Annotated in this window: 18 protein-coding genes, 1 tRNA gene and 1 pseudogene; 9 read left to right on the top strand and 11 right to left on the bottom strand. The window is 56.4% G+C overall.

The window, feature by feature from the left end:
* Positions 1–15 precede the first annotated feature (15 nt).
* Both ACEWL3_RS13810 and rsmI read right to left on the bottom strand, forming a co-directional pair.
* A complete protein-coding gene (locus ACEWL3_RS13810) occupies positions 16–393 on the bottom strand; it encodes a YraN family protein (RefSeq protein WP_386183921.1) in 378 nt (125 codons plus the stop codon).
* Between the two features lie 5 nt (positions 394–398).
* Complete coding sequence (gene rsmI, locus ACEWL3_RS13805; protein ID WP_386183918.1) at positions 399–1,256, bottom strand: 16S rRNA (cytidine(1402)-2'-O)-methyltransferase; 858 nt, start codon at positions 1,254–1,256, stop codon at positions 399–401.
* A gap of 88 nt (positions 1,257–1,344) precedes the next feature.
* Here rsmI and ACEWL3_RS13800 point away from each other — a divergent pair, with 88 nt between their 5' ends.
* Positions 1,345–2,529, top strand: a complete 1,185-nt coding sequence (locus ACEWL3_RS13800) for a penicillin-binding protein activator (RefSeq protein WP_386183915.1) — start codon at positions 1,345–1,347, stop codon at positions 2,527–2,529.
* The gene (locus tag ACEWL3_RS13795; protein ID WP_492012009.1) at positions 2,474–5,314 is read left to right on the top strand and encodes a [protein-PII] uridylyltransferase; all 2,841 of its coding nucleotides are present in this window, start codon (positions 2,474–2,476) and stop codon (positions 5,312–5,314) included. The genes ACEWL3_RS13800 and ACEWL3_RS13795 overlap by 56 nt, the downstream gene beginning before the upstream one ends.
* Positions 5,315–5,538: 224 nt before the next feature.
* On the opposite strand, the gene ACEWL3_RS13790 is transcribed toward ACEWL3_RS13795, so the two are convergent.
* The 3 genes from ACEWL3_RS13790 to ACEWL3_RS13780 all read right to left on the bottom strand — a co-directional run bounded on the left by ACEWL3_RS13790 (position 5,539) and on the right by ACEWL3_RS13780 (position 7,206).
* A tRNA-Ser gene (locus ACEWL3_RS13790) sits at positions 5,539–5,626 on the bottom strand.
* A 229-nt stretch (positions 5,627–5,855) separates the two neighbouring features.
* The gene (gene ychF / locus ACEWL3_RS13785) at positions 5,856–6,953 is read right to left on the bottom strand and encodes a redox-regulated ATPase YchF (protein WP_386183913.1); all 1,098 of its coding nucleotides are present in this window, start codon (positions 6,951–6,953) and stop codon (positions 5,856–5,858) included.
* A 61-nt stretch (positions 6,954–7,014) separates the two neighbouring features.
* The gene (locus ACEWL3_RS13780) at positions 7,015–7,206 is read right to left on the bottom strand and encodes a hypothetical protein (RefSeq protein WP_114879743.1); all 192 of its coding nucleotides are present in this window, start codon (positions 7,204–7,206) and stop codon (positions 7,015–7,017) included.
* Positions 7,207–7,352: 146 nt separating this feature from the next.
* Here ACEWL3_RS13780 and trpA point away from each other — a divergent pair, with 146 nt between their 5' ends.
* Positions 7,353–8,144 carry a tryptophan synthase subunit alpha gene (gene trpA, locus ACEWL3_RS13775; protein ID WP_386183911.1) on the top strand — a complete coding sequence of 264 codons (792 nt, stop codon included), beginning with the start codon at positions 7,353–7,355 and terminating at the stop codon, positions 8,142–8,144.
* Between the two features lie 28 nt (positions 8,145–8,172).
* On the opposite strand, the gene ACEWL3_RS13770 is transcribed toward trpA, so the two are convergent.
* Positions 8,173–8,625 carry a MarR family winged helix-turn-helix transcriptional regulator gene (locus tag ACEWL3_RS13770; protein WP_386183909.1) on the bottom strand — a complete coding sequence of 151 codons (453 nt, stop codon included), beginning with the start codon at positions 8,623–8,625 and terminating at the stop codon, positions 8,173–8,175.
* Positions 8,609–9,721, bottom strand: a complete 1,113-nt coding sequence (locus tag ACEWL3_RS13765; RefSeq protein WP_386183907.1) for an Acg family FMN-binding oxidoreductase — start codon at positions 9,719–9,721, stop codon at positions 8,609–8,611. Before ACEWL3_RS13765 ends, ACEWL3_RS13770 begins: the two co-directional genes overlap by 17 nt.
* A gap of 137 nt (positions 9,722–9,858) precedes the next feature.
* Here ACEWL3_RS13765 and ACEWL3_RS13760 point away from each other — a divergent pair, with 137 nt between their 5' ends.
* Positions 9,859–11,025: an alpha-hydroxy acid oxidase gene (locus tag ACEWL3_RS13760; RefSeq protein ID WP_386183905.1), complete on the top strand. Its 1,167-nt coding sequence runs from the start codon at positions 9,859–9,861 to the stop codon at positions 11,023–11,025.
* On the opposite strand, the gene ACEWL3_RS13755 is transcribed toward ACEWL3_RS13760, so the two are convergent.
* On the bottom strand, positions 11,022–12,173 hold the full coding sequence (locus ACEWL3_RS13755) for an MFS transporter (protein WP_386183902.1): 1,152 nt from the start codon (positions 12,171–12,173) through the stop codon (positions 11,022–11,024). The genes ACEWL3_RS13760 and ACEWL3_RS13755 overlap by 4 nt on opposite strands.
* A 160-nt stretch (positions 12,174–12,333) precedes the next feature.
* Between ACEWL3_RS13755 and ACEWL3_RS13750 the strand changes: the two genes are divergently transcribed.
* Positions 12,334–12,996: a 50S ribosomal protein L25/general stress protein Ctc gene (locus ACEWL3_RS13750; protein WP_386183900.1), complete on the top strand. Its 663-nt coding sequence runs from the start codon at positions 12,334–12,336 to the stop codon at positions 12,994–12,996.
* 250 nt (positions 12,997–13,246) lie between these two features.
* Positions 13,247–14,506, top strand: a complete 1,260-nt coding sequence (locus tag ACEWL3_RS13745; RefSeq protein WP_386183897.1) for a D-amino acid dehydrogenase — start codon at positions 13,247–13,249, stop codon at positions 14,504–14,506.
* Between the two features lie 71 nt (positions 14,507–14,577).
* Here ACEWL3_RS13745 and ACEWL3_RS13740 read toward each other — a convergent pair.
* Positions 14,578–15,045 (bottom strand): annotated as a pseudogene (locus tag ACEWL3_RS13740) (SRPBCC family protein).
* The gene (locus ACEWL3_RS13735) at positions 15,042–15,317 is read right to left on the bottom strand and encodes an ArsR/SmtB family transcription factor (protein WP_386184053.1); all 276 of its coding nucleotides are present in this window, start codon (positions 15,315–15,317) and stop codon (positions 15,042–15,044) included. Before ACEWL3_RS13735 ends, ACEWL3_RS13740 begins: the two are co-directional and overlap by 4 nt.
* A gap of 771 nt (positions 15,318–16,088) precedes the next feature.
* Here ACEWL3_RS13735 and murJ point away from each other — a divergent pair.
* Entirely contained in the window at positions 16,089–17,681 is a 1,593-nt protein-coding gene (gene murJ, locus ACEWL3_RS13730; RefSeq protein WP_386183895.1) for a murein biosynthesis integral membrane protein MurJ, read from the top strand.
* A gap of 53 nt (positions 17,682–17,734) precedes the next feature.
* On the opposite strand, the gene ACEWL3_RS13725 is transcribed toward murJ, so the two are convergent.
* Positions 17,735–18,421, bottom strand: a complete 687-nt coding sequence (locus tag ACEWL3_RS13725; RefSeq protein ID WP_386183893.1) for a rhomboid family intramembrane serine protease — start codon at positions 18,419–18,421, stop codon at positions 17,735–17,737.
* A 75-nt stretch (positions 18,422–18,496) separates the two neighbouring features.
* Here ACEWL3_RS13725 and trpS point away from each other — a divergent pair, with 75 nt between their 5' ends.
* Positions 18,497–19,513 carry a tryptophan--tRNA ligase gene (trpS, locus tag ACEWL3_RS13720; RefSeq protein WP_386183891.1) on the top strand — a complete coding sequence of 339 codons (1,017 nt, stop codon included), beginning with the start codon at positions 18,497–18,499 and terminating at the stop codon, positions 19,511–19,513.
* Between the two features lie 293 nt (positions 19,514–19,806).
* Entirely contained in the window at positions 19,807–20,658 is an 852-nt protein-coding gene (locus ACEWL3_RS13715; RefSeq protein ID WP_435001025.1) for a HalD/BesD family halogenase, read from the top strand.
* The last annotated feature ends 362 nt before the right edge of the window (positions 20,659–21,020 follow it).

The following is a 21,020-nucleotide window of genomic DNA, read 5'->3' as shown; positions in this document are numbered from 1 at the left end:
CAAGGACGCAATGGGTCAGCCATGGCCAAACGCGTTTTCGATGATATGCGTCGCGCCTGTTCCGTCAACCAGGGCCACATCAAAACGCACGTTTGTCAGGCTCCCGTTTGGTTCGTGTGCCAGATATTCTTCGGCAGAATTATAGATCCGCTGCATCTGCCGCGCCCCAAGGCTTTCAGCGGCGTGTGTGAAGTCGCGGCTTTGTTTTACCTCGACAAAAATTAGGCCCGACCCATCGCGAATAACCAGATCAATTTCGCCCGATTTACCGCGCCAACGATGCCGAGCCACAGCAAATCCCCGGCGTTCATAATCCTGCGCAATTCGGTTTTCTGCAGCCAAACCTGCGTGAAAAGCCGCCTTGCCACGGTGATGCTTTTCGCCGGTGCCCATGTTTCCTAATCCTTACTCAGAGCCAAAGCCGCCTGATAAACCTGTCTACGCGGCAGGCCGTGGGCTTGCGCCACAAGATCGACCGCATCCCGCATCGACATATCATTCAATGCGCGCGTCAAATCAGACAATAAGTCATCTTCCTTAACACTTTCCAAATGGCCCCGATCAATCAAGACAACCACTTCGCCTTTGGGGGTGTGTTTCGCAAACCTTTCTGCCAGGTTCTCAAGTGTGTCGCGTTGCACTTCTTCGAATTTCTTGGTCAATTCGCGACACATTGCGGCTTTCCGCTCCGCACCCAGCACCGCCGCTGCGTCCCGCAACATTGCCCCCAGGCGCTTGGGCGATTCGTAAAAGACCAGCGTGCCAGGAATGTCGCGCAACTTTTCAAGTTCGGCACAGCGCGCCGCCTTGGCATTTGGTAAAAATCCGGCAAAGAAAAACGCGTCTGTGGGCAACCCGCCCAGGGCCAGCGCCGTCAGAACAGCCGAAGGTCCCGGCGCGCATGTCATCATCAACCCCGCCTGCGCCACAGCACGGGCCAATTCAAACCCCGGATCTGCAATCAACGGCATCCCCGCCTCTGACGCATAGGCGACTGATTTGCCGCTCCGAATGGCGCTGAGCAAACGGTCTTGGGTTGCCGTGCTGCTGTGATCATGCAGGGCAATAATGCGCCGATCCGCCAAAGGCACACCGTGAATGTCCATCAACCGACGCAGGCTACGTGTGTCCTCAGCCGCCAACACCTCGGCCGACGCCAGCACATCAAGCGCGCGCAGCGTGATATCGCGTGCAGAGCCAATCGGGACGCCAACAAAATACAAACCCGGCACGAGTACGCTCTTTTGATAATTCACGCTGGACCCCCCTTTCGCACTCTCTATGATCACGCCAATGTTAAGTGGCAAGCAATTGCCAACCTATCACTGGGGGAGTGAGTTCACGATGATTGCCTTTTTCCAAGCCAGCCGCAAGAAGCTGCGGCTTTTGATGTTACCTCTGTTTGCCATGATCCTTGCTGCCTGTGATCCGATTGCCCTTGGCGGGGTAACAAATATTGGCGGCCCAAAGATTGACACCGCTGCGCCGGTGCCTGTGGCCCTTCTTGTCCCGCGCGGCGGATCGGGCAGCGACAATCTGCTTGCGCAAAACCTTGAAAATGCAGCACGTCTGGCGATGCGCGACCTTGACGGCGTCCAGATTGATCTGCGGGTTTATGCAACTGCAGGCCAGGCAAGCACCGCCGCAAGTGCTGCGGCACAAGCCGTGAGCGAAGGTGCAAGGATTATCATCGGGCCAGTCTATGGTGAGGCAGCCAATGCGGCTGGTCTTGCCGTCGCATCGCAAGGCGTTAACGTTTTGTCGTTCTCGAACAACCCGACAATCGCTGGCGGAAATGTCTATGTCCTTGGGCCAACTTTTGAAAACACCGCCAATCGTTTGGTAGGTTTCGCCAAACGCAATGGCAAAGACCGCATCGTGATTTTGCATGCGCAGGACGTCGCCGGACAATTGGGTCGCAATGCCATTCAACAGGCAATCTCGGCCAATGGTGCGACTTTGGCAGGAAGCGTTGACTATTCGCTCAGTCAAGAATCGGTGATTGCCGCAGTCCCGCGCGTCAAGGCCGCCGTGAGCAATTCAGGTGCAAACGCGGTTTTCCTGACGACTTCATCTGCCAGCGCGCTGCCTCTTTTTGCACAGCTTCTTCCAGAAGCAGGTTTGCCGATTGCCACGACGCAATACATCGGCCTGACGCGGTGGGATATCCCACCACAAACCCTCGCTTTGCCCGGTGTGCAGGGCGGTTGGTTCGCGCTGCCTGACCCCGGTGCGACGGGGGCGTTTGCACAAAAATACTCAGCTGCCTATGGCGGCGCACCACATCCGCTGGCCGGGCTTGCTTTTGACGGCATTGCTGCAGTGGGGGCGCTGGTGAAATCTGGCAAATCTTCTGCACTCACTGGCGCATCGCTGACCCAGGGTGCGGGTTTCCGCGGGGCCAGCGGTATTTTCCGCCTGCGCAACAACGGCACCAATGAACGGGGGCTTGCAGTTGCAACGATCCGCAACAATGGCGTTGTCGTTCTTGAAGGTGCACCGCAGGGCTTTGGCGGCGCTGGGTTCTGAATTGGGCACTCATAAAACGTTAGAAACATCCTCAGGCGCGGTTGATCAGCCGCGCCTGATTTGCGCGCCAGAGATGATTTTTGACACAAGCGCAATTACGACCGCATTAAAGGAAGCCTGCACCGATCGCGATCCCACAGCGCTGCGCGCCTGCGCCGTAAGCATTTTGAGCGCCGCGCAAAAGGAAGGCCGGGCCAGGATCGCAGAGGGCTTTGCCGCATCCCCGTTTGACGCACGCCCCATGACCCGTGCCTATACCTACCTGACAGATAATCTGGTAAAGTCGGCGCTTTTTGTAGCGGCTGAACTGCTGCATCCCAAGCCTAACCCGACAGAAAGCGAGCGTTTGTCGGTGATCGCCGTAGGCGGATATGGACGCGGCGAAATGGCACCGTTTTCGGATGTCGATCTGCTGTTTCTGATCCCCTACAAAGCGACAGCATGGTCGGAAAGCGTCATCGAAAGCATGCTTTATATCTTATGGGATCTAAAGCTAAAGGTGGGCCACGCCACCCGAACCATTCGCGACTGCGTGCGTCTTGGATCCGAAGACTTCACCATCCAAACCGCCCTTTTGGAACATCGGTTCATCACTGGTGACAAAGCTCTGGCATCGAACCTGAAAAAAGCGCTGAAGAAGGACCTTTTTTCAGGTTCGGGAAGTGACTTTATCGAGGCCAAACTGGAAGAACGTGATCGCCGGCACATAAAACAAGGCGAACGGTATGTTGTTGAACCGAATGTGAAAGAAGGCAAAGGCGGCCTGCGTGATTTGCATTCGCTTTTCTGGATTTCCAAGTTCATTCATAAAGTGGATAAGATTGCCGATCTTGTGGCCAAGGGGGTTTTTCGGGCGGATGAGTTTGAAACCTTTAAGGCGGCAGAAGACTTCCTTTGGGCTGTGCGCGGACATCTGCACCTGCTGACGGGTCGCGCCACCGAACAGCTGACCTTTGACATGCAGGTTCAGGTCGCGGCGGCCATGGGGTTCGAAGACACGCAAGGGCGGCGCGGGGTCGAGGTTTTCATGCAAAGCTATTTTCGCCATGCCACAGCTGTGGGCGATCTGACCCGCATTTTCCTCACCAGTCTTGAGGCCATGCATGTCAAGGCTGAGCCGCTGCTGGAACGCATATTCCGGCGCCGTCCCAAGATCCGTGCGGGGTTTGAAGTCGTTCACAACCGGATTGCCATCTCGGACAAAGCGGCCTTTCTATCTGATAAGCTGAACCTGCTCCGCATATTTGAAGAAGCATTGCGGACCGGCATGTTGATCCACCCGGACGCGATGCGCCTCATCAAAGGCAACCTGCATCTGATTGACGACACCATGCGCACCGAACCTGAGGCCCAGCGCATCTTTCAGGATCTGCTTCTAAAACATGGCAACCCGGAACGCGCCTTGCGCCGGATGAACGAATTGGGTGTGCTTTCCGCGTTCATCCCTGAATTCGAGCCCATCGTGGCGATGATGCAGTTCAATATGTACCACAGCTATACGGTCGACGAGCACACGATCCAGTGCATTGCCAATCTTGCCCGGATTGAGAAAAGCGAACTTGAAGAAGAGCTGCCCGTTGCCTCTTCGATCTTGAAAAAAGGCGTAAACCGCAAGGTTCTTTATATCGCTTTGCTTTTACATGACATCGGCAAGGGCCGTCCAGAGGACCATTCGATTCTGGGGGCCAAGATGGTTCGCAAAATTGCCCCGCGGTTGGGATTGAAACAGGATGAAGTAGACACCGCAGAATGGTTGGTGCGCTATCATTTGTTGATGTCCGACATGGCCCAGAAACGCGACATTGCCGACCCGCGCACCGTGCGCGATTTTGCAAAAGCCGTGCAGACGGTGAAACGGCTGGACCTGCTTTGTGTGCTCACTGTCTGTGACATTCGCGGTGTAGGCCCAAACACGTGGAACAACTGGAAGGCCGTTCTGATCCGCGCACTCTATCGTCAAACCGAACGCGCCCTTGAGAAGGGTCTTGAGGATCTTAACCGCGAAAACCGGGGCACCGAGGCCAAGAAGGCCCTGCGTAACGCATTAAAGGATTGGCCCCGCAAGGCGCTGCAAATTGAAACGGCGCGGCATTACAATCCCTATTGGCAGGGGCTGCATGTCACGGCCCATGTCGCCTTTGCCGAACTGCTGCGTGACATCGGACATGACGATGTGCGCATCGACCTGCACCCGGACGAAGACCGGGATGCCACCCGCGCCTGTTTTGTGATGGCCGATCACCCCGGCATCTTCTCACGACTTGCGGGTGCCTTGGCACTGGTGGGGGCCAATGTGGTGGACGCGCGCAGTTATACCACCAAGGACGGCTTTGTGACGGACGCCTTCTGGATACAGGATGCCGACGGCAACGCCTACGAATCCGCCCGCCTGCCCCGCCTGCGCCAGATGATCGCCAAGACCCTGCGCGGTGAAGTTGTCGCGCGCGACGCGCTCAAATCTCGCGACAAGGTCAAGAAGCGCGAAAAGGCGTTCAAGGTACCGACCCATATCACCTTCGACAACGAAGGATCCGAGATCTACACCATCATCGAGGTCGACACCCGCGACCGCCCTGGCCTGCTTTATGATTTGACCCGCGCCATGGCTGCCTCCAACGTCTATATCGCCAACGCCGTGATCGCGACCTACGGCGAACAGGTGGTAGATACGTTTTATGTGAAGGACATGTTCGGGTTGAAGTATTATTCTCAGAGCAAGCAAAACACGCTTGAGAAAAGATTGCGACAGGCGATAGTGGAAGGCGTTGAACGGGCTGAGGGATAACTTCGGCTGCCATATTGCTTGGCTGTACTAATGTTCTGACCCATTGCACAACTTTGGACAGTTAAACCGCAAACGCCAGCGCACTCCAGTTATTGGCGATTTAGATCGTGATGTCTTTGAAGGTGAATCGTTTTCAAGCGAGCCCAGCATTCACAACGTTTTCGGGAACATTTTTGAATGGACGTCAGAATATTATCAATTTTCAGAATTTTGCTTAAGAATAATGGCGGAGACGAAGGGATTCGAACCCTCGAACGCTTGCACGTTACTCCCTTAGCAGGGGAGCGCCTTCGACCACTCGGCCACGTCTCCGTCGACCCGTCTACATAAGCGGCAATGAGGGGGCAAGAGTGAAAGTGGTCTTTCACCCCACCCATTTCATCGGCGGTTGACAGACCATGAAGACAGAACCTGCATATCGTCACTTAGGCAAATGGATATTCAAACTGAGCACCTTTCCGACGTCTTTGTTGTTAAAAAGGCCAGTCAGGTCACTGGGACGGTCGTCAGCGACATCACTGCCATGCTGTACCGCAGGTTCCTAGGTATTAAACAAGAAGTGCAGCACATCGCCGTCTTTGACCACATATGCCTTGCCCTCTGCCCGCATTTTGCCCGCCTCTTTCGCAGGCCCCTCACCGCCCAGAGATACAAAATCATCATAGGCGATGGTTTCGGCGCGGATGAAGCCTTTTTCGAAATCTCCGTGGATCACGCCAGCGGCCTTGGGGGCGGAGGTGCCGTGTTTGATGGTCCAGGCGCGGGCCTCTTTCGGGCCGACGGTGAAATAGGTTTCAAGGTGCAGCAGTTCGTATCCAGCGCGGATCAGGCGGTCTAGGCCCGCCTCAGCCAGACCCATTTCGTCAAGGAACATCTGGGCCTCTTCAATCTCAAGCTGGCTGATTTCCTCTTCAATCTGGGCAGAGATGATCACATGGGCGTTGCCTTGGGACGCGGCCATCCCGGCGACCTTCGCAGAAAACGCATTGCCCGTCGCCGCGTCACCTTCACCCACGTTGCAGACATAAAGCACCGGTTTGGTCGTCAGCAGTTGCAGCATCCGCCAAGCCTTGCGGTCGTCGTCGTCGACGGAAACCACGCGGGCGGGGTTGCCTGCTTCAATCGCGTCTTGGGCCATAGCCAACAGGCGGTCCTGCTGCACCGCGTCTTTATCATTGCCTTTTATCTTGCGCACCAGGCCCGCCCGGCGTTTTTCGATGCTTTCCAGATCCGCCAGCATCAGCTCGGTGTCGATGGTTTCGGCATCCGCCACCGGGTCCACGCGGCCTTCGACATGGGTCACATCGCCGTCTTCAAAACATCGCAGCACATGTGCGATTGCGTCGACCTCGCGGATGTTGGCCAGAAACTGATTGCCCAGCCCCTCGCCTTTGGAGGCCCCTTTGACCAGACCCGCGATGTCCACGAATGTCATGCGGGTGGGAATGATCTGTTTCGATCCTGCGATGGCGGCAAGTTTTTCCAACCGCGCGTCGGGCACGGCAACCTCGCCCACGTTGGGTTCGATCGTGCAAAACGGAAAGTTCGCGGCCTGTGCCGCTGCGGTGCGGGTCAGCGCGTTGAAAAGTGTCGATTTGCCAACGTTTGGCAAACCCACGATACCCATTTTAAAACCCATGTGCCGCGTCCTTTATCAAAGCTCGCGTTTTCCTAGGGTGTGACGCGGCGGGGCGCAAGTCTCAGCGCGCGCGTCGGTCCTCGCGGGCCTGAAAAATCAAGAGCCATGCCAACAGAATAAACATCGGATGGGTCAGGCCGCCGGAAAAGATGAGCGCTGGGATCCAGATGATAAAAACGATCACACTCAGGATCGGTCGGCCCGTTAGCAGGATCGAAAGCGGCGGAAGCAAGATGGCGAGAATGTAATTCATTTAAAAGAAATAGGACCTGAATTTCTATTTTCAATTTCCTTGCAGGGTCCGGCCCAATATTTGTGGAACACCTCAAAGCGAAGGAACATTGATTTTTCCTACGCTTTTCGGCATTGCAGCTTCAACTCCAAAAGAAAGCCGCCATCATGACTCGTATTGACGCCAAATTCGCAGACCTCAAGGCCCAAGGGAAAAAGGCGTTTGTGTCCTATATTATGGCCGGGGACCCCGATTTTGACACTTCGCTGGAAATCGTGCGGGGCCTGCCCGATGCGGGTGTTGACGTAATTGAGCTGGGTTTGCCGTTTACCGATCCGATGGCCGATGGCCCGACGATCCAATTGGCAGGGCAAAGGGCATTGGTGGCCGGCATGACCCTGCGCCGCACGCTAGATCTGGCTATTGCCTTTCGCAAGGGTGACGACACGACCCCGATTGTGCTGATGGGCTATTATAATCCGATCTATTCCATGGGCGTTGAAACGTTCCTGAAAGAAGCAATTGCCGCTGGGATCGATGGGTTGATTGTCGTCGATCTGCCCCCCGAAGAAGACAGCGAACTGTGCCTGCCAGCCAAAGAGGCGGGGCTTAATTTCATCCGACTGGCCACGCCGACCACGGACGACAAACGCCTGCCTCAGGTGGCTCAGAACACATCGGGCTTTATATATTATGTCTCTATCACAGGGATCACCGGGTCCGCCGAAGCGGATGCAGGCGATGTTGCCCCCGAAGTCGTGCGTATTCAAAAGGCCAGTAATCTGCCGGTGATCGTCGGGTTTGGGGTGAACACGCCCGAGAAATCCCGTGCGATTGCCGAAGTTGCAGATGGTGTTGTGGTTGGTTCCGCCATTGTGTCGCGCATCGCCAAAGGTGACAGCGTCGCGGATGTGCTGGCCTTCGTGAAATCGCTGTCAGATGGGGCGCATTCCGCCTGACATCTGGCATGCAAGCGGCCTGCCCCGCCTAGCTATTTCGCGCGTCATCAAGATATTCTCTGAGCGACGTCAATGTCGGTTTGATCTGGGTTAACTTGTCTACATCAAAACCCGCCACCAGCGCGTTAAACTCCGGTGCCAGCGCCTGAATGGTGTCATCGCGCATCTTTCGCCCCGCTGGGGTCAGCCACACCCGTTTGGACCGTCCATCATCAGGATTGGCGCGCAACTCGATCAGCCCATGCGACACCAACCCTTTCAAGGTATGGGTCATTGATGTCTTAGGCACTTGGAATGCGCGGGCCATGTCGATAGGCACCGCCCCATCACCCCGATTGATCAGGTGATTGAGCACCGCAAAGTGCGGCGCGATCAATCCTTTCGGCAGGCGCGCCTCTAAAACTGCGCGACTGAGCTGTTCTATGATCCCGATTTCCTTGAAAATCTCGAACATCAGGATCGGATCATGTTTGTCCGTCAATCAATTTCGCCTTTAATGGCCAACGCGGTGTACGCGGTACCGTTGGACCATAGCCCAGCCGCCCTAACATTTGAACCGTGCCGCCGCCCGGTGCCAACATCGCATGTACAGCGTCATAGTGGGGAGCCATCTCGGGATATTCCTGCAACGCCTGACTGACCGGATGCAAAGCCAACCCACTTCCTGTGGTCGCAAGATTCAACCGCAACCAGCGCCGTCCAGCGTTAATATGATCCTGCCGAGTATTTGTGGGCGTGGTGATCACCGCATAGGCCGGTGTCGCTTGCAACATCTCACTATATATCTTGATTCCCTCCTTGAATCCGGTGCTGTCGGGGTCCGCCTGATCTTCGCGGGTCAGGACCCCAACCAACATCAGGCTTTCCAAGAACGGGCCACCCAGATCAATACCATCCGGCATGGCGTTGATCTCGGCTTTGCCAAAGCGCATCAGATCAACACTTTCTTGCATCGTGCGTGGTGTCATCGCCTCGACCATCCACGCATCCCATGTCAGTTTTCGAAGGGACGAAACCATCGTTGGGTCGGTATGAATATCTGCGACCAACCGCAATGTATCAGCAAGCTCAGGGGGCACCGCACGCGCTTCGTACGGTTCCTTGCACGAGCGGCGATCAAGGATATGGTCGGCCAAAGCGTCTGCTTTGCCACCTTTGCTGAATTTGGCCTCGGCGATGGCCCCCTCTGGTCCATCCGGAAAAAGAGCAAGGTCAACTGAGTATCCATCTGCCCCGGCCGCCAAGACCATCTGTTCCAAAAAACACCCCAGCCCAATGGTGATCTGGCGATCGTATGGATCCGTTTCGGGCAAGCGGCGGGTTTCGTCACGAAAGACACGCAGACGATCATCGCCAATCAATTCAACCTGCCAGGGCTGCAAGTTGTGGGGGTTTGGCGCAAGCAGGGCAAAGCTGAGCGCGTTAAGCCGGGCGTCGTCATAGCTGCCTGCCAAAGACCATGGCCGAAGTGCGCTTTCGGGCGTACGGGTGGCCAAAAAGCCGGTTGCCGAAGTTGCGGCGGCCACAACAATGCCGCCCCCGATCAAAGCAAGTGTTTTGCGGCGGGAAAGTTCCATGCCAGAAAGTCCTCTTTTTGGTGCGATATGGTACTACTTTATATAGTGCGATATCGAACCAATCAAGCCATTTCTGCAATTGCTCTTTTTTGGTGAAATTGGTAAAGAAAAATGACCAATATCAAAGTGAGTCTAATATGCCCGTCATCACCAACATTGCCGATCTGAAACGCATCTACGAACGCCGGGTGCCACGCATGTTCTTTGACTATGCGGAATCGGGCAGTTGGACGGAGCAGACATTCCGCGAAAACACCTCGGATTTTGACCAGATCAGGCTGCGCCAGCGGGTGGCCGTCGATATGACCGGGCGCAGCACCGCAACAAAGATGATAGGTGAAGACGTATCGATGCCTGTCGCCCTCGCCCCGGTTGGCTTCACCGGCATGCAAAACGCCGATGGTGAAATGAAAGCGGCAAAAGCGGCCGAAGCCTTTGGCGTGCCGTTTACCCTTTCCACCATGTCGATCTGTTCGATCGAAGACGTTGCAACTGTGACCACCAAGCCGTTCTGGTTTCAGGTCTATACCCTACGAGACAGTGATTTCATGCAACGATTGTTCGACCGGGCCAAGGCCGCAAATTGTTCTGCCATCGTGATCACGGTTGATCTGCAGATCATGGGCCAACGTCACAAGGACTTGAAAAACGGCCTGTCCGCGCCACCAAAATTTACAATTAAATCAATGGCCAATCTGGCGACCAAAGTGCCTTGGGGGCTAGAAATGCTTGGCACCAAACGGCGGTTTTTTGGCAATATCGTCGGCCATGCCAAAGGCGTGAAAGACCCTTCGTCGCTTTCCTCCTGGACCGCCGAAGCTTTTGATCCGGCGCTGAATTGGGATCGCATTGCCGAATTCCGCAAGATGTGGGGCGGCAAGGTGATCATCAAAGGTATTCTGGACGCTGAGGACGCAAAAATGGCGCTGAAGGTTGGTGCTGACGCGATCATCGTTTCAAACCACGGCGGGCGGCAATTGGACGGTGCGGTAAGTTCGATCAGCGCCCTACCTTCAATTCTGGATGCTGTGGGAGACAAGATTGAGGTGCATTTGGATAGCGGTATCCGCTCTGGCCAGGACGTGCTCAAAGCGATGGCGATGGGTGCAAAAGGCACCTACATCGGACGCGCGTTTGTCTATGGATTGGGCGCGATGGGTCAGGCTGGGGTGACAAAGGCGCTTGAGGTGATCCACCGCGAACTGGACATCACAATGGCGCTCTGCGGGGAAACATCCGTCGAAAACCTGGGGCGGCAAAACCTGCTGGTGCCAAAGAACTTTGGCGGCGACTGGCAGGACTAGAGCGCGACCTTTGCCCGGCGTGCAAGCGCCGGGATCAACACGATTGCGGTCACCGCCAGCAGGATAGCGATCACAACAAACGCCGTGCGCAGACCAAATCCCTGGGCGATCACCCCCATCATCGGCGGCCCAAAAAAGAACGCCCCATAGCCCAGAACCGACGCGCGGCTGATTGCGGCCAATCGCGACGCATCCGGGACGCTGCGCCCCACAAAAGCCAGCGCCAAAGGGGCCACGACAGAAATCCCCAAACCACCCAGCGCAAACCCAGCCAGCGCCATCGGAACATTTGTGGCCAACCCCGCCAGCAACAATCCACTGGTGGACACCAGCGTGGCCACCAACATCAACGTTGTATCGCGCATGAACCGCGCCAATCCATGCCCAGACAACCGGCCAACCCCCATGGTCAGACCCAACAGCGCCGGGCCCATCGCCCCTTCACCCGGTGTACCGCCCAGGGTCCGCTCCAGATGCAAAGCTGACCACCCCTCAGACGAGGCCTCGGCCAGGAATGCCACCAGAACGACCAGCCCTGCCATGATCACCAAACGGTGTGGCATCTCGGCGGGTGTCCCATCTGTCCCGTCTTCAATATTCGGGCTGACATCGCGTGCGGCATAGGCAAGCCCCGTCAGGACAACCACCAAAAACGCAAAGATCACCCGTAGATCAACCTGCGCCTCGCGCAGCACACCCGCCAGCAATGCGGCCCCCGCGTAGGCGAACGAATAAAGCGCATGGTTCAGATTCATCAAGGTGCGGCCAGATCGGGCTTCGATCTCGGACACGCGCGCATTGATCAACACATCCGTCACCCCCGACCCGATGGACGCAACCAACATCGCCAGCGCCAGGATCACCAGAAGCGACGAAAAACTGGCAGCGAACATCCCCGCGGCCACCACTAGAATCGCCACAGGCAACGCCTTGCCGCCCACCAACCGTTGCGCAAGCGGTGCAAGCCACATGGCCCCGACAGCGCCAAGGGCCGCGAAAAAGACCGCAACGCCGTAGGCCCCGTCAGACGCGCCGACATTGGCCTTTATCACTGGCATATGCGCAAAATACACCGCCCATGCGACCCCGATGGCGATGAATCCCGCCAATGGTTTACGGGTCAGGTAAAGATCATGTTTGATGCTCATGCCACCGCCCTTGCCACGGGTTTGGTCAAATGCCAACACAGCATTGAACGGACAGGGTGGATTTGTTCTTTTCAACCCTGCCAAACCGTTCTATACGCGCGACTTCACGCGGGGACTACAGCCTTGGAGGGGCCCCGCCCTATATATATTGGAGATTAAAATGGCCGGAGAGATTCCAGATCTTGAAGCCCAGGTACGGACGGGGACAGGCAAGGGCGCCGCTCGTCAGGCACGCCGTGATGGCATGGTACCGGGGATTGTTTTTGGTGGCGACACAGACCCACTGCCGATTAACATCCCGTTCAACAAACTGCTGACCATGCTGCGCGCAGGCCGCTTTAAGGCGACCTTGTTCAACATGAAAGTCGAAGGCCACGATGACGTGCGCGTGATCTGCCGCGACGTCCAGCGCCATGTTGTCAAAGACCTGCCCACCCATGTGGATTTCATGCGTCTCAAGCGGACCACGAAAGTCAACCTGTTCATCCACGTTGACGTCATCGGCGAAGACGTATCACCCGGTCTGAAAAAGGGTGGCACCTTGACGTTGGTTCGTCCAGAAGTCGAACTGGTCGTGACCGCGGCTGATATTCCTGAAAGCATTACCATTGATGTTTCGGAGTTGGAAATTGGCGACAGCGCGACAATCTCGCATGTCAAACTGCCTGCGGGGTCTAAGCCCGTCATCGACCGCGATTTTGTGATCGCACAGATCTCTGCCCCATCTGCCCTGAAAAGCGCCGATGAAGACGAGGACGAAGATACAGCCGTGGATGAAGTGCCCACCACCGAGATGGGCGCACCAGACGGTGAAGAAAGCTAAGCAAACCGCACATCTGGGATTTGCTGAGACGGGGCCGCTGATGCGGCCCCGTTTTTTCATGTCCACGGCACGTTACGTCCCTATTTCCAATTGCTGCAAAGCGGATCAGGGAGTGCAAAAAACGATTTGATGCTTTTGTCGCTGAAGCGGTGAAGTCGGGCATCGACCTTGTCCCCAATCCACCACACCTCTTGCAACAACCCCACGACCATCGCATCGTACATAAATTACCACCGAAAGGCAGATCATTATGAAAGTTGTCGTTATGGGCGCGGGCGTCATTGGCGTCACAACCGCATATTACCTTGCAAAAGGTGGGGCCGAGGTGACTGTCATTGACCGGCAGGCTGGTCCGGGGCTGGAAACCAGCTATGCCAATGCGGGCGAATTGAGCTATGGCATGACCTCGCCCTGGGCGGCCCCCGGCATTCCGGTAAAGGCGGTCAAATGGTTGTTCATGAAACGCCGCCCGCTGTTCATCTGGCCGCTGATCAGCCCGACCATGTGGAAATGGTGCGTGCAGATGATCCAGAACTGCAACGACGAAAGCTATCGCATCAACAAGGGTCGTATGGTGCGGGTGTCGAACTATTCACGTGACGTGATGCCTGATCTGATTGCGGAAACCGGCATCGAATACGACGGCCGCGAACAAGGCACGCTCCAACTCTTTCGCACCGCCAAACAGATGAAAGGCTCAAAAGCCGATCAGGAGATTTTGGCGGAATATGATAGCCCTTACGAAGTGCTGGGCCGCGACGCCTGTATCGAGGTGGAACCGGCACTGGCCGAGGTGCGCAACAAATTCGTCGGTGGCCTGCGCCTGACCGCAGATCGCACTGGCGATTGCCGGTTGTTTACCATGGCATTGGCCGAAAAATGCGAGGAAATGGGCGTTGAATTTCAATACGGCCAGTCGATCAAAACCCTCGCCATCGAGGATGGCAAAATCGCCGGCATCAACACCGAAATTGCCGGGCGCATCACCGGTGACGCCTATGTCTGCGCCATGGGCAGCTATGCGGTGAACGTGCTGAATCCGGTTGGCGTGAAATTGCCCGTCTACCCGGTCAAAGGCTATTCCGTGACCCTGCCCGTCACCGACAATGCCTTTGCCCCGCAATCCACCATCATGGACGAAACCCACAAAGTCGCGATCACCCGCCTTGGCGACCGCATTCGCGTCGCAGGCACCGCAGAGATTGCCGGGTATTCCAGCCGCCTCGGCCCGCATGCCACCGACACCGTCAAACACGTGATCAGCGATCTGTTCCCCAAAGGCGGCGACATTACACGCGCCGAAGGCTGGACCGGCCTGCGGCCCATGACCCCCGACGGCACGCCAGTGCTGGGCCCTACACAGTTTGAGAACCTCTTTGTAAACACCGGACACGGCACGCTCGGCTGGACAATGGCGTGCGGATCAGGCCGTGCAGTTGCAGATGTAGTGCTGGGTAAAACACCCGAAATTTCGATGGAGGGGCTGACGGCGGCGCGGTATCAGCGGTGAATGGAGGAGGTGCGACTGGCAGTGTCCGCGGTGCGGACCAAGCCTTCATTTGATGAATATCGGCTAGCAGCTCAACGAAGGCCATTGGCATAATCTTCCAGTTGGGTGGCCACTGTTCCATATCCGTCTAGAAATCCCATTTCCTCATGCGATTGCCGCGCATCCGACGAGCGATGCCGCGCTGTCGCAGTATATGTCGTTCCACCGCTTCCATTGTCTTCGAACTCGATAATGGCGGTCATGAAGGGATCGGCGGCGGGCTACCAACCCTCGCTGCAGGTATCGGTGAACACTAGTCGCTTGCCTTCTTCAACCTCAAGACAAACGCTTTCACTCGCCATCTTGTTGCCTTCGACATTCATCACAATGTTAAAGCGTCCGCCGACCCGTAGGTCGATCTCACAAGCATCGACAGAATGCGGTTTGGGTACGAAAAACCGCTTGATATGTTCCGGCGCTGTTCAGCATTTCCATAGCAGCGCCGGAGGCGTGTTGAGAGCACGTGTAAAGGTTAGATCGGTTTCGGGGCCGAGTTTCAATTGTCGCGTTCCTTCATCAAATTGGTGATGTAAACGTCAAGGTGATCCAAGCGGGCTTCCCAGATTGCACTCTGTTCACTCAGCCAATCTTTGGCTGGTAAAAAAGCGTTGGACGTGAGTTCACAAGTTCGTATTCGACCTTGCTTTTTCGATGTGATCAATCCCGCCGCTTCCAGCTTCTTCAGATGTTCCATAAGGGATGGCAGCGCCATGTCATGCGGCTTAGCCAATTCGCTCACGCTCGCCTCGCCGCGCGCAAGGCGTTGAAGGATTAAGCGTCATGTCGGATCGCCGGGGGCGGAGAGGCACAGATCTAGTTTTGAACCATACTTAGACATATCCCTAAGGAATAATGCACAGCGGTCTCTTGAATAACACTTAGGAAAAATCCTGAATAATGACGAATACTAATAAAGCGGCCCTTCGCTGCATACTTACGAATGAGCAGGTTGCGGCCCTCGGCTGAGCGTTACACCAAGCTCGGCTTTTTGGCCTTTGTAACTAATGCCACATCAAGCACATTTTAACACTAAGTACGGGGAGGAGCAGTTTCCTGCGGCTTTCAAACTATTCTTTCGGGAATGTGATCTGGTTCGCAGTCAGCCCCTTGCGGACATGTTAAAACGCCTCAAGCCGGGGGTCGGGTCAATGCAAAGCCAGTTCTCAAAAATTCGCAAGTTTTTCATTGTAATATTGGATACCTTGAGGGGTTGCCACGGCGTTCAGGCCGATCTGGAAAATTACCGCAATCAAAAAAAGTGGCTCAATAGGAACCGCTTTTGACATGCTCTATTTGGTCTACTCTGGCCCTCTTGCGGCGCTTTGCGGCAAAACAATCTTCCATCGCCGGACAAAGGCATCAAATATCGGGTCACCAGTAGTTAACACTTCTTGAGCGTTTTGGTCGGGTAAGACTGGGATGTACCCCCCATTCGCTGCACCTGCTCGACCTGGCCGATGCGACGGCCCTATCGCCACCCCATTGCACTGCCCCCCCCACCACGCTAGGCACGTTCCGACGCAACCCTAAGGCACGCACCGCGATGAAACCCATCCGTCTTATGTCCGGCTTCTTCACTGTGGGAATCTGGACCCTGCTCAGTCGTGTCATGGGCTTTGCCCGCGATGTGATGATCGCGGGATATCTGGGTGCAGGTCCGGTGGCCGAAGCCTTCCTCGTCGCCTTTTCCCTGCCCAACATGTTCCGCCGCTTCTTTGCAGAAGGGGCGTTCAACATGGCTTTTGTGCCGATGTTCTCCAAGCGGCTGGAGGCTGGCGACGACCCCGAAGGGTTCGCCCAGGACGCCTTTGTCGGCATGGCGTTTGTGCTAACCCTGTTCACGATCATCGGGGTAATTGCGATGCCGGGACTGGTGCTTTTGATGGCATCGGGGTTTGCAGGTGACGAACGCTTTGATCTGGCCGTTGAATATGGCCGTCTGGCGTTCCCATATATCTTGTTTATCTCTCTCGCCGCCTTGGTTTCCGGCGTCCTGAATGCCAATGGCCGCTTCATGGCCGCTGCCGCTGCACCTGTGGTCCTGAACGTCGTGTTTATCTCTGCCGTTTTGATCGGTGCCGCATTGGGGCGGCCCGGTTCTGACGCCCTTGGGGTTGGCATTGATCAGGCTCTGGGCATGCGGGTCGGGGACACGCTGGCACTGTCGGTACCGCTGGCAGGCCTGGCGCAATTGGCGCTGGTGTGGTGGGCGGCCCGGCGCGCGGGCTTTACCTTGCGCATCAACCGCCGCCCGCGCCTGACGCCGGACCTCAAACGCCTTGCGATTATTGCGGCACCCGCTGCACTGGCTGGGGGCGTCGTCCAGATCAACTTGCTGGTAGGTCGCCAGGTGGCCAGCTTTTATGATGGTGCGGTGGCATGGCTCAACTACGCAGATCGCCTGTATCAATTGCCCCTGGGCGTCGTCGGCATTGCCATCGGTGTGGTGTTGTTGCCGGACCTGTCGCGCCGACTCAAGGCCGGCGACGAGGACGGATCACACAGCACCATCAGCCGCGCGGCTGAGGTTGCGCTGGCGCTGACGATCCCATCGGCTGTGGCACTGATGGTGATCCCGTTCACGCTTGTATCCGTGTTGTTTCAACGCGGGGCAACAGGCATCGACGATGCTGCGGCCATCGCCATTGCCGCATCAATTTACGGACTTGGCCTGCCCGCCTTTGTCCTGCAAAAAATCCTGCAACCTCTTTATTTTGCGCGCGAAGACACCCGCCGCCCCTTCCATTTTGCCGTGGTTGCCATGGTGGTCAATGTCGGCCTGGCCGTGGGGCTGATGCCCTTTGTGGGCTGGATCGCCCCCGCGATTGCCGCCTCGCTTGCCGGCTGGGCGATGTTCGCACTGCTGGCCTTGGGCGCACGGGGCTATGGCCTTGCGGCAAAATTCGACGCCCGTTTTCACAAACGCATCTGGCGCATCCTTGCTGCATCCATTGCCATGGGGTTCGCACTCTGGACCGCCAATGCCGCCTTGCAACCAATGCTGGGCCAGCCGTGGTGGCGCGGAATCGCCCTGCTGATCCTGGTCGGTGTCGGCATCATCAGCTATTTTGGCATCGGCCAGATGATCGGCGCGTTCCGCTTGTCAGAATTCAGGGGCGCGATACGCCGGCGATAACTTCCACCCCGCTTCTTTTCGCCAAAAATACTCAATCTCGCCCTCTGCCCCGCTCAACGACGTTGCAATTTCGCGCGCAGCCGCGCCCACTCCCCCGGCGCAAACAAAAAGCTCAGCCCAAACCCACAGAAAAAACCGGCCAGTTCCGCCACCCACAGCGTCCCTGTCTCAAACAGAATTCCCCAGATCAATTGCAACCCCATCAGCACCGCGATCAGCGCAAAGGCCCGCAATTGCTGCGCGCCCTGCCCCGCCAATTTGCGCCACATCACAAATGAATAGCCACCAATCAGCCCGTACACATTCGGATAGGCACCCGCCAGCCAGACCGGATCATTCAGCACCAGCGCATAAAACACAGCACCACCGATCCCGGACATGACAAAAATCATCAGCAACGCCACCTGCCCCATCACCTCGGCCACCATTTTTCCCAACGCCAACAGCAACACCATCGCAAATAGCGCGTGGGTAAAACCAAGGTGGATGAACGGATAGGTGAGAACCCGCATCACTTCGCTCAACGGCCACTGACCATTCGCCAGCATCCAGTCAAAGATGTCACCGGAAAAGCCATAATCGCGGACCAGCCCCAGCCGCCAGCCAATCGCACCGGGCCCGCCAATCACCCCTGCTTCTCCCAGCGACAGCCCCGCCTCAATCCCGGCAATCGCTAGAAACAACAGGACCACCACAGGCGGCAACGGGTTCACGGGGGGTTGGATTTCAGGGTCGTGCATGGGGCCTCCTTGACGCTGGCTGGCCCCATGAGTAAGCGGGACACAAGCGCATTTCCAGCCCTTAAGGAGTGACCCATGACGGAAACCAAATTCACCCCCCGAGTGTTTTCAGGCATTCAGCCGTCCGGTGATCTGCACTTGGGCAACTATCTGGGTGCGATCAAACGGTTTGTGTCGATGCAGGACGAGGCGTTCGAAACGATCTATTGCATGGTCGATCTCCACGCGATCACTGTCTGGCAGGAGCCGGAGAAACTCAAGCACAACACCCGCGAATTGGCCGCAGGGTTCATCGCGTCCGGCATCAGCCCCGACAAATCCATCCTGATCAATCAAAGCCAGGTGCCAGAGCATGCGCAGCTGGGCTGGATATTCAACTGCGTAGCACGCATGGGTTGGATGGGCCGCATGACCCAATTCAAAGACAAGGCGGGCAAGAATGCCGAAGCCGCAAGTCTCGGTCTCTTTGGCTATCCGGCCCTCATGGCTGCCGACATCCTGATCTATCACGCGACCCACGTGCCTGTTGGCGAAGACCAGAAACAGCACCTCGAGCTGACCCGCGATATCGCTGCCAAATTCAACCACGACTACGGCGTCGATTTCTTCCCCATCACCGAACCCGTCATCGAAGGGGCCGCGACCCGTATCATGTCTCTGCGCGACGGGTCCAAGAAGATGTCAAAATCTGACCCGTCTGATGCCAGCCGCATCAATATGACCGATGATGCCGATACCATCGCCAAGAAGATCCGCAAAGCCAAAACCGACCCCGACGCCCTGCCTTCCGAAGCCGAAGGGCTGGAGAACCGCCCCGAGGCGCGCAATCTGGTCAACATCTATGCGGCCCTCAATGACCAAACCGTGGATCGGGTACTGGCAGACGTGGGCGGCCATCAATTTGGCACTTTCAAACCGCTTCTGGCCGAATTGGCAGTCGCAAAACTCGCCCCCATTTCAGACGAAATGGCGCGCCTGATGGCCGACCCTGCAGAGATTGACCGCATCCTTGCGAAAGGTGCCGGGCAAGCACGCGAGATTACGGCACCGATCTTGAAGAAAACCTACGAGATCGTCGGTATGGTTGGGTAACACGGGCCATATCAAGAAATGATTTACTGATGGCCTCTAACTGGCGAAATCAGCCAGCAACCACTCTTGCGAACGCAAGATCATACCGGCGCAAACGCAACCGACTTTTGACCATATTCCTGTCGCACCCAAATAACCGCTAACCGGACGACGTTGCCGTTGTTGGTGCTCTTTGCGAATGACCGCGTCCTCATCATGCGCAAAAAACGACCTCGGATCGTCGTGTTGCCGTTAGCACGTGGTCAGTTGCAGTCCCACACTTCGATCGGTGCAACTCATTCTTAGGCAAGCCCATGCGACTTAACGCAAAAGATCTTATCGATTTCGAACGCTACCCAATTTCGACCCCTGGAACCTCGCGTGATGCTATCTTGGATCGAGTACGTGGTGCGTTGAAAATGCAAGGCTGTGCTGTTCTCAAGGGCTTTCTGACACCAGAGGGGATTGCCGCCTCAGTTGCAGAAGCAGAAAATGTAGCAGGCGAAGGCCACCGCAGCTATTCGCGCACCAACGCATATTTCACGTCGGAGGACTTAAGTTTGCCGCAGTCTGATCCGAGGCGGAGGTTTTTTGATAGGTCAAACGCGTTCGTTCCGGCCGACAACTTCCATTCTGACGGTGCGCTACGCACCATTTTTGATTGTGATGGTTTCGACACTTTCATTCGCGAGTGCCTTGAGCAGCCGGAAGACCGGTTCTTTCGCTACGCTGACCCATTGGCAGATGTCATCGTGAATGCCGCTGCGGAAGGGAACGGGTTTCCCTGGCACTTTGACACCAACAATTTCACAGTAACACTGGCGCTGCAGAATGCAGAACGCGGCGGCGCTTTCGAATACGCCCCGATGATACGCAGCAGCGAGGACGAGAACTTTGCAGAGGTTTCGAGGGTTCTTGACGGCACGTCCGAGAAAGTGAATTCGCTGGAGCTTGAGCCCGGCGATTTGCAACTGTTCAAAGGTCGCTACTCGTTGCATCGCGTCGCGCCTCTCGAAGGCCAAACTCCCCGCTATGTTGCCATTTTTTCCTATGTGGAAGAGCCGGACATGGTAGGCAGCGTTGAGCGCACTCAGCAACTCTATGGAAAAACGCTTCCAATTCACCACAATCGGGCCGGACAGCGGGCAGACACATTGACAGATTGACGAGCACTAACTTCTCTTGCGGGGCTATGTTGCCTTGCAGGGACAAATACAAAATCTGAACCTTCAAAGCGAACTTCGAAGATGCACCTCTCTTGAAAGCAGACGTTAATACACGCTGCTGAATCCGTCACTTTTGCCTCGAAGCCGCCATTAGATCGGGCGCAGCATGTTTCCATCACGGGCAAACCATCACACACAAGGACGGCCCATAGCCGTCGTTCGCCCAGTGCTTGTTATCCTGCAGTGCGGCCCGTCAGACCCGCCATTCGCCGCGGGTGCAAATTCGGGGGATGGCCGACTCACAGAGTTCAGGACCAAATTACCGCTCGCTGCGCTCGCGCAAGTGGCGGCAATCGACACAT

This window comes from Sulfitobacter sediminivivens (assembly GCF_042611115.2).
GTDB classification, from domain to species: domain Bacteria; phylum Pseudomonadota; class Alphaproteobacteria; order Rhodobacterales; family Rhodobacteraceae; genus Sulfitobacter; species Sulfitobacter sediminivivens.
This window is presented reverse-complemented; position numbering and strand designations above follow the sequence as displayed.

What these genes read in the sequence shown, in the direction of transcription:
- ACEWL3_RS13715 (WP_435001025.1), top strand. Translation starts at nt 19,807, where the DNA reads ATGCGACTTAACGCAAAAGATCTTATCGATTTCGAACGCTACCCAATT.
- ACEWL3_RS13755 (WP_386183902.1), bottom strand. Translation starts at nt 12,173, where the DNA reads ATGAGCATCAAACATGATCTTTACCTGACCCGTAAACCATTGGCGGGA.
- ACEWL3_RS13760 (WP_386183905.1), top strand. Translation starts at nt 9,859, where the DNA reads ATGCCCGTCATCACCAACATTGCCGATCTGAAACGCATCTACGAACGC.
- ACEWL3_RS13725 (WP_386183893.1), bottom strand. Translation starts at nt 18,421, where the DNA reads ATGCACGACCCTGAAATCCAACCCCCCGTGAACCCGTTGCCGCCTGTG.
- ychF (WP_386183913.1), bottom strand. Translation starts at nt 6,953, where the DNA reads ATGGGTTTTAAAATGGGTATCGTGGGTTTGCCAAACGTTGGCAAATCG.
- ACEWL3_RS13745 (WP_386183897.1), top strand. Translation starts at nt 13,247, where the DNA reads ATGAAAGTTGTCGTTATGGGCGCGGGCGTCATTGGCGTCACAACCGCA.
- ACEWL3_RS13765 (WP_386183907.1), bottom strand. Translation starts at nt 9,721, where the DNA reads ATGGAACTTTCCCGCCGCAAAACACTTGCTTTGATCGGGGGCGGCATT.
- ACEWL3_RS13750 (WP_386183900.1), top strand. Translation starts at nt 12,334, where the DNA reads ATGGCCGGAGAGATTCCAGATCTTGAAGCCCAGGTACGGACGGGGACA.
- murJ (WP_386183895.1), top strand. Translation starts at nt 16,089, where the DNA reads ATGAAACCCATCCGTCTTATGTCCGGCTTCTTCACTGTGGGAATCTGG.
- trpS (WP_386183891.1), top strand. Translation starts at nt 18,497, where the DNA reads ATGACGGAAACCAAATTCACCCCCCGAGTGTTTTCAGGCATTCAGCCG.
- ACEWL3_RS13810 (WP_386183921.1), bottom strand. Translation starts at nt 393, where the DNA reads ATGGGCACCGGCGAAAAGCATCACCGTGGCAAGGCGGCTTTTCACGCA.
- trpA (WP_386183911.1), top strand. Translation starts at nt 7,353, where the DNA reads ATGACTCGTATTGACGCCAAATTCGCAGACCTCAAGGCCCAAGGGAAA.
- ACEWL3_RS13780 (WP_114879743.1), bottom strand. Translation starts at nt 7,206, where the DNA reads ATGAATTACATTCTCGCCATCTTGCTTCCGCCGCTTTCGATCCTGCTA.
- ACEWL3_RS13795 (WP_492012009.1), top strand. Translation starts at nt 2,474, where the DNA reads ATGGCGTTGTCGTTCTTGAAGGTGCACCGCAGGGCTTTGGCGGCGCTG.
- ACEWL3_RS13800 (WP_386183915.1), top strand. Translation starts at nt 1,345, where the DNA reads ATGATTGCCTTTTTCCAAGCCAGCCGCAAGAAGCTGCGGCTTTTGATG.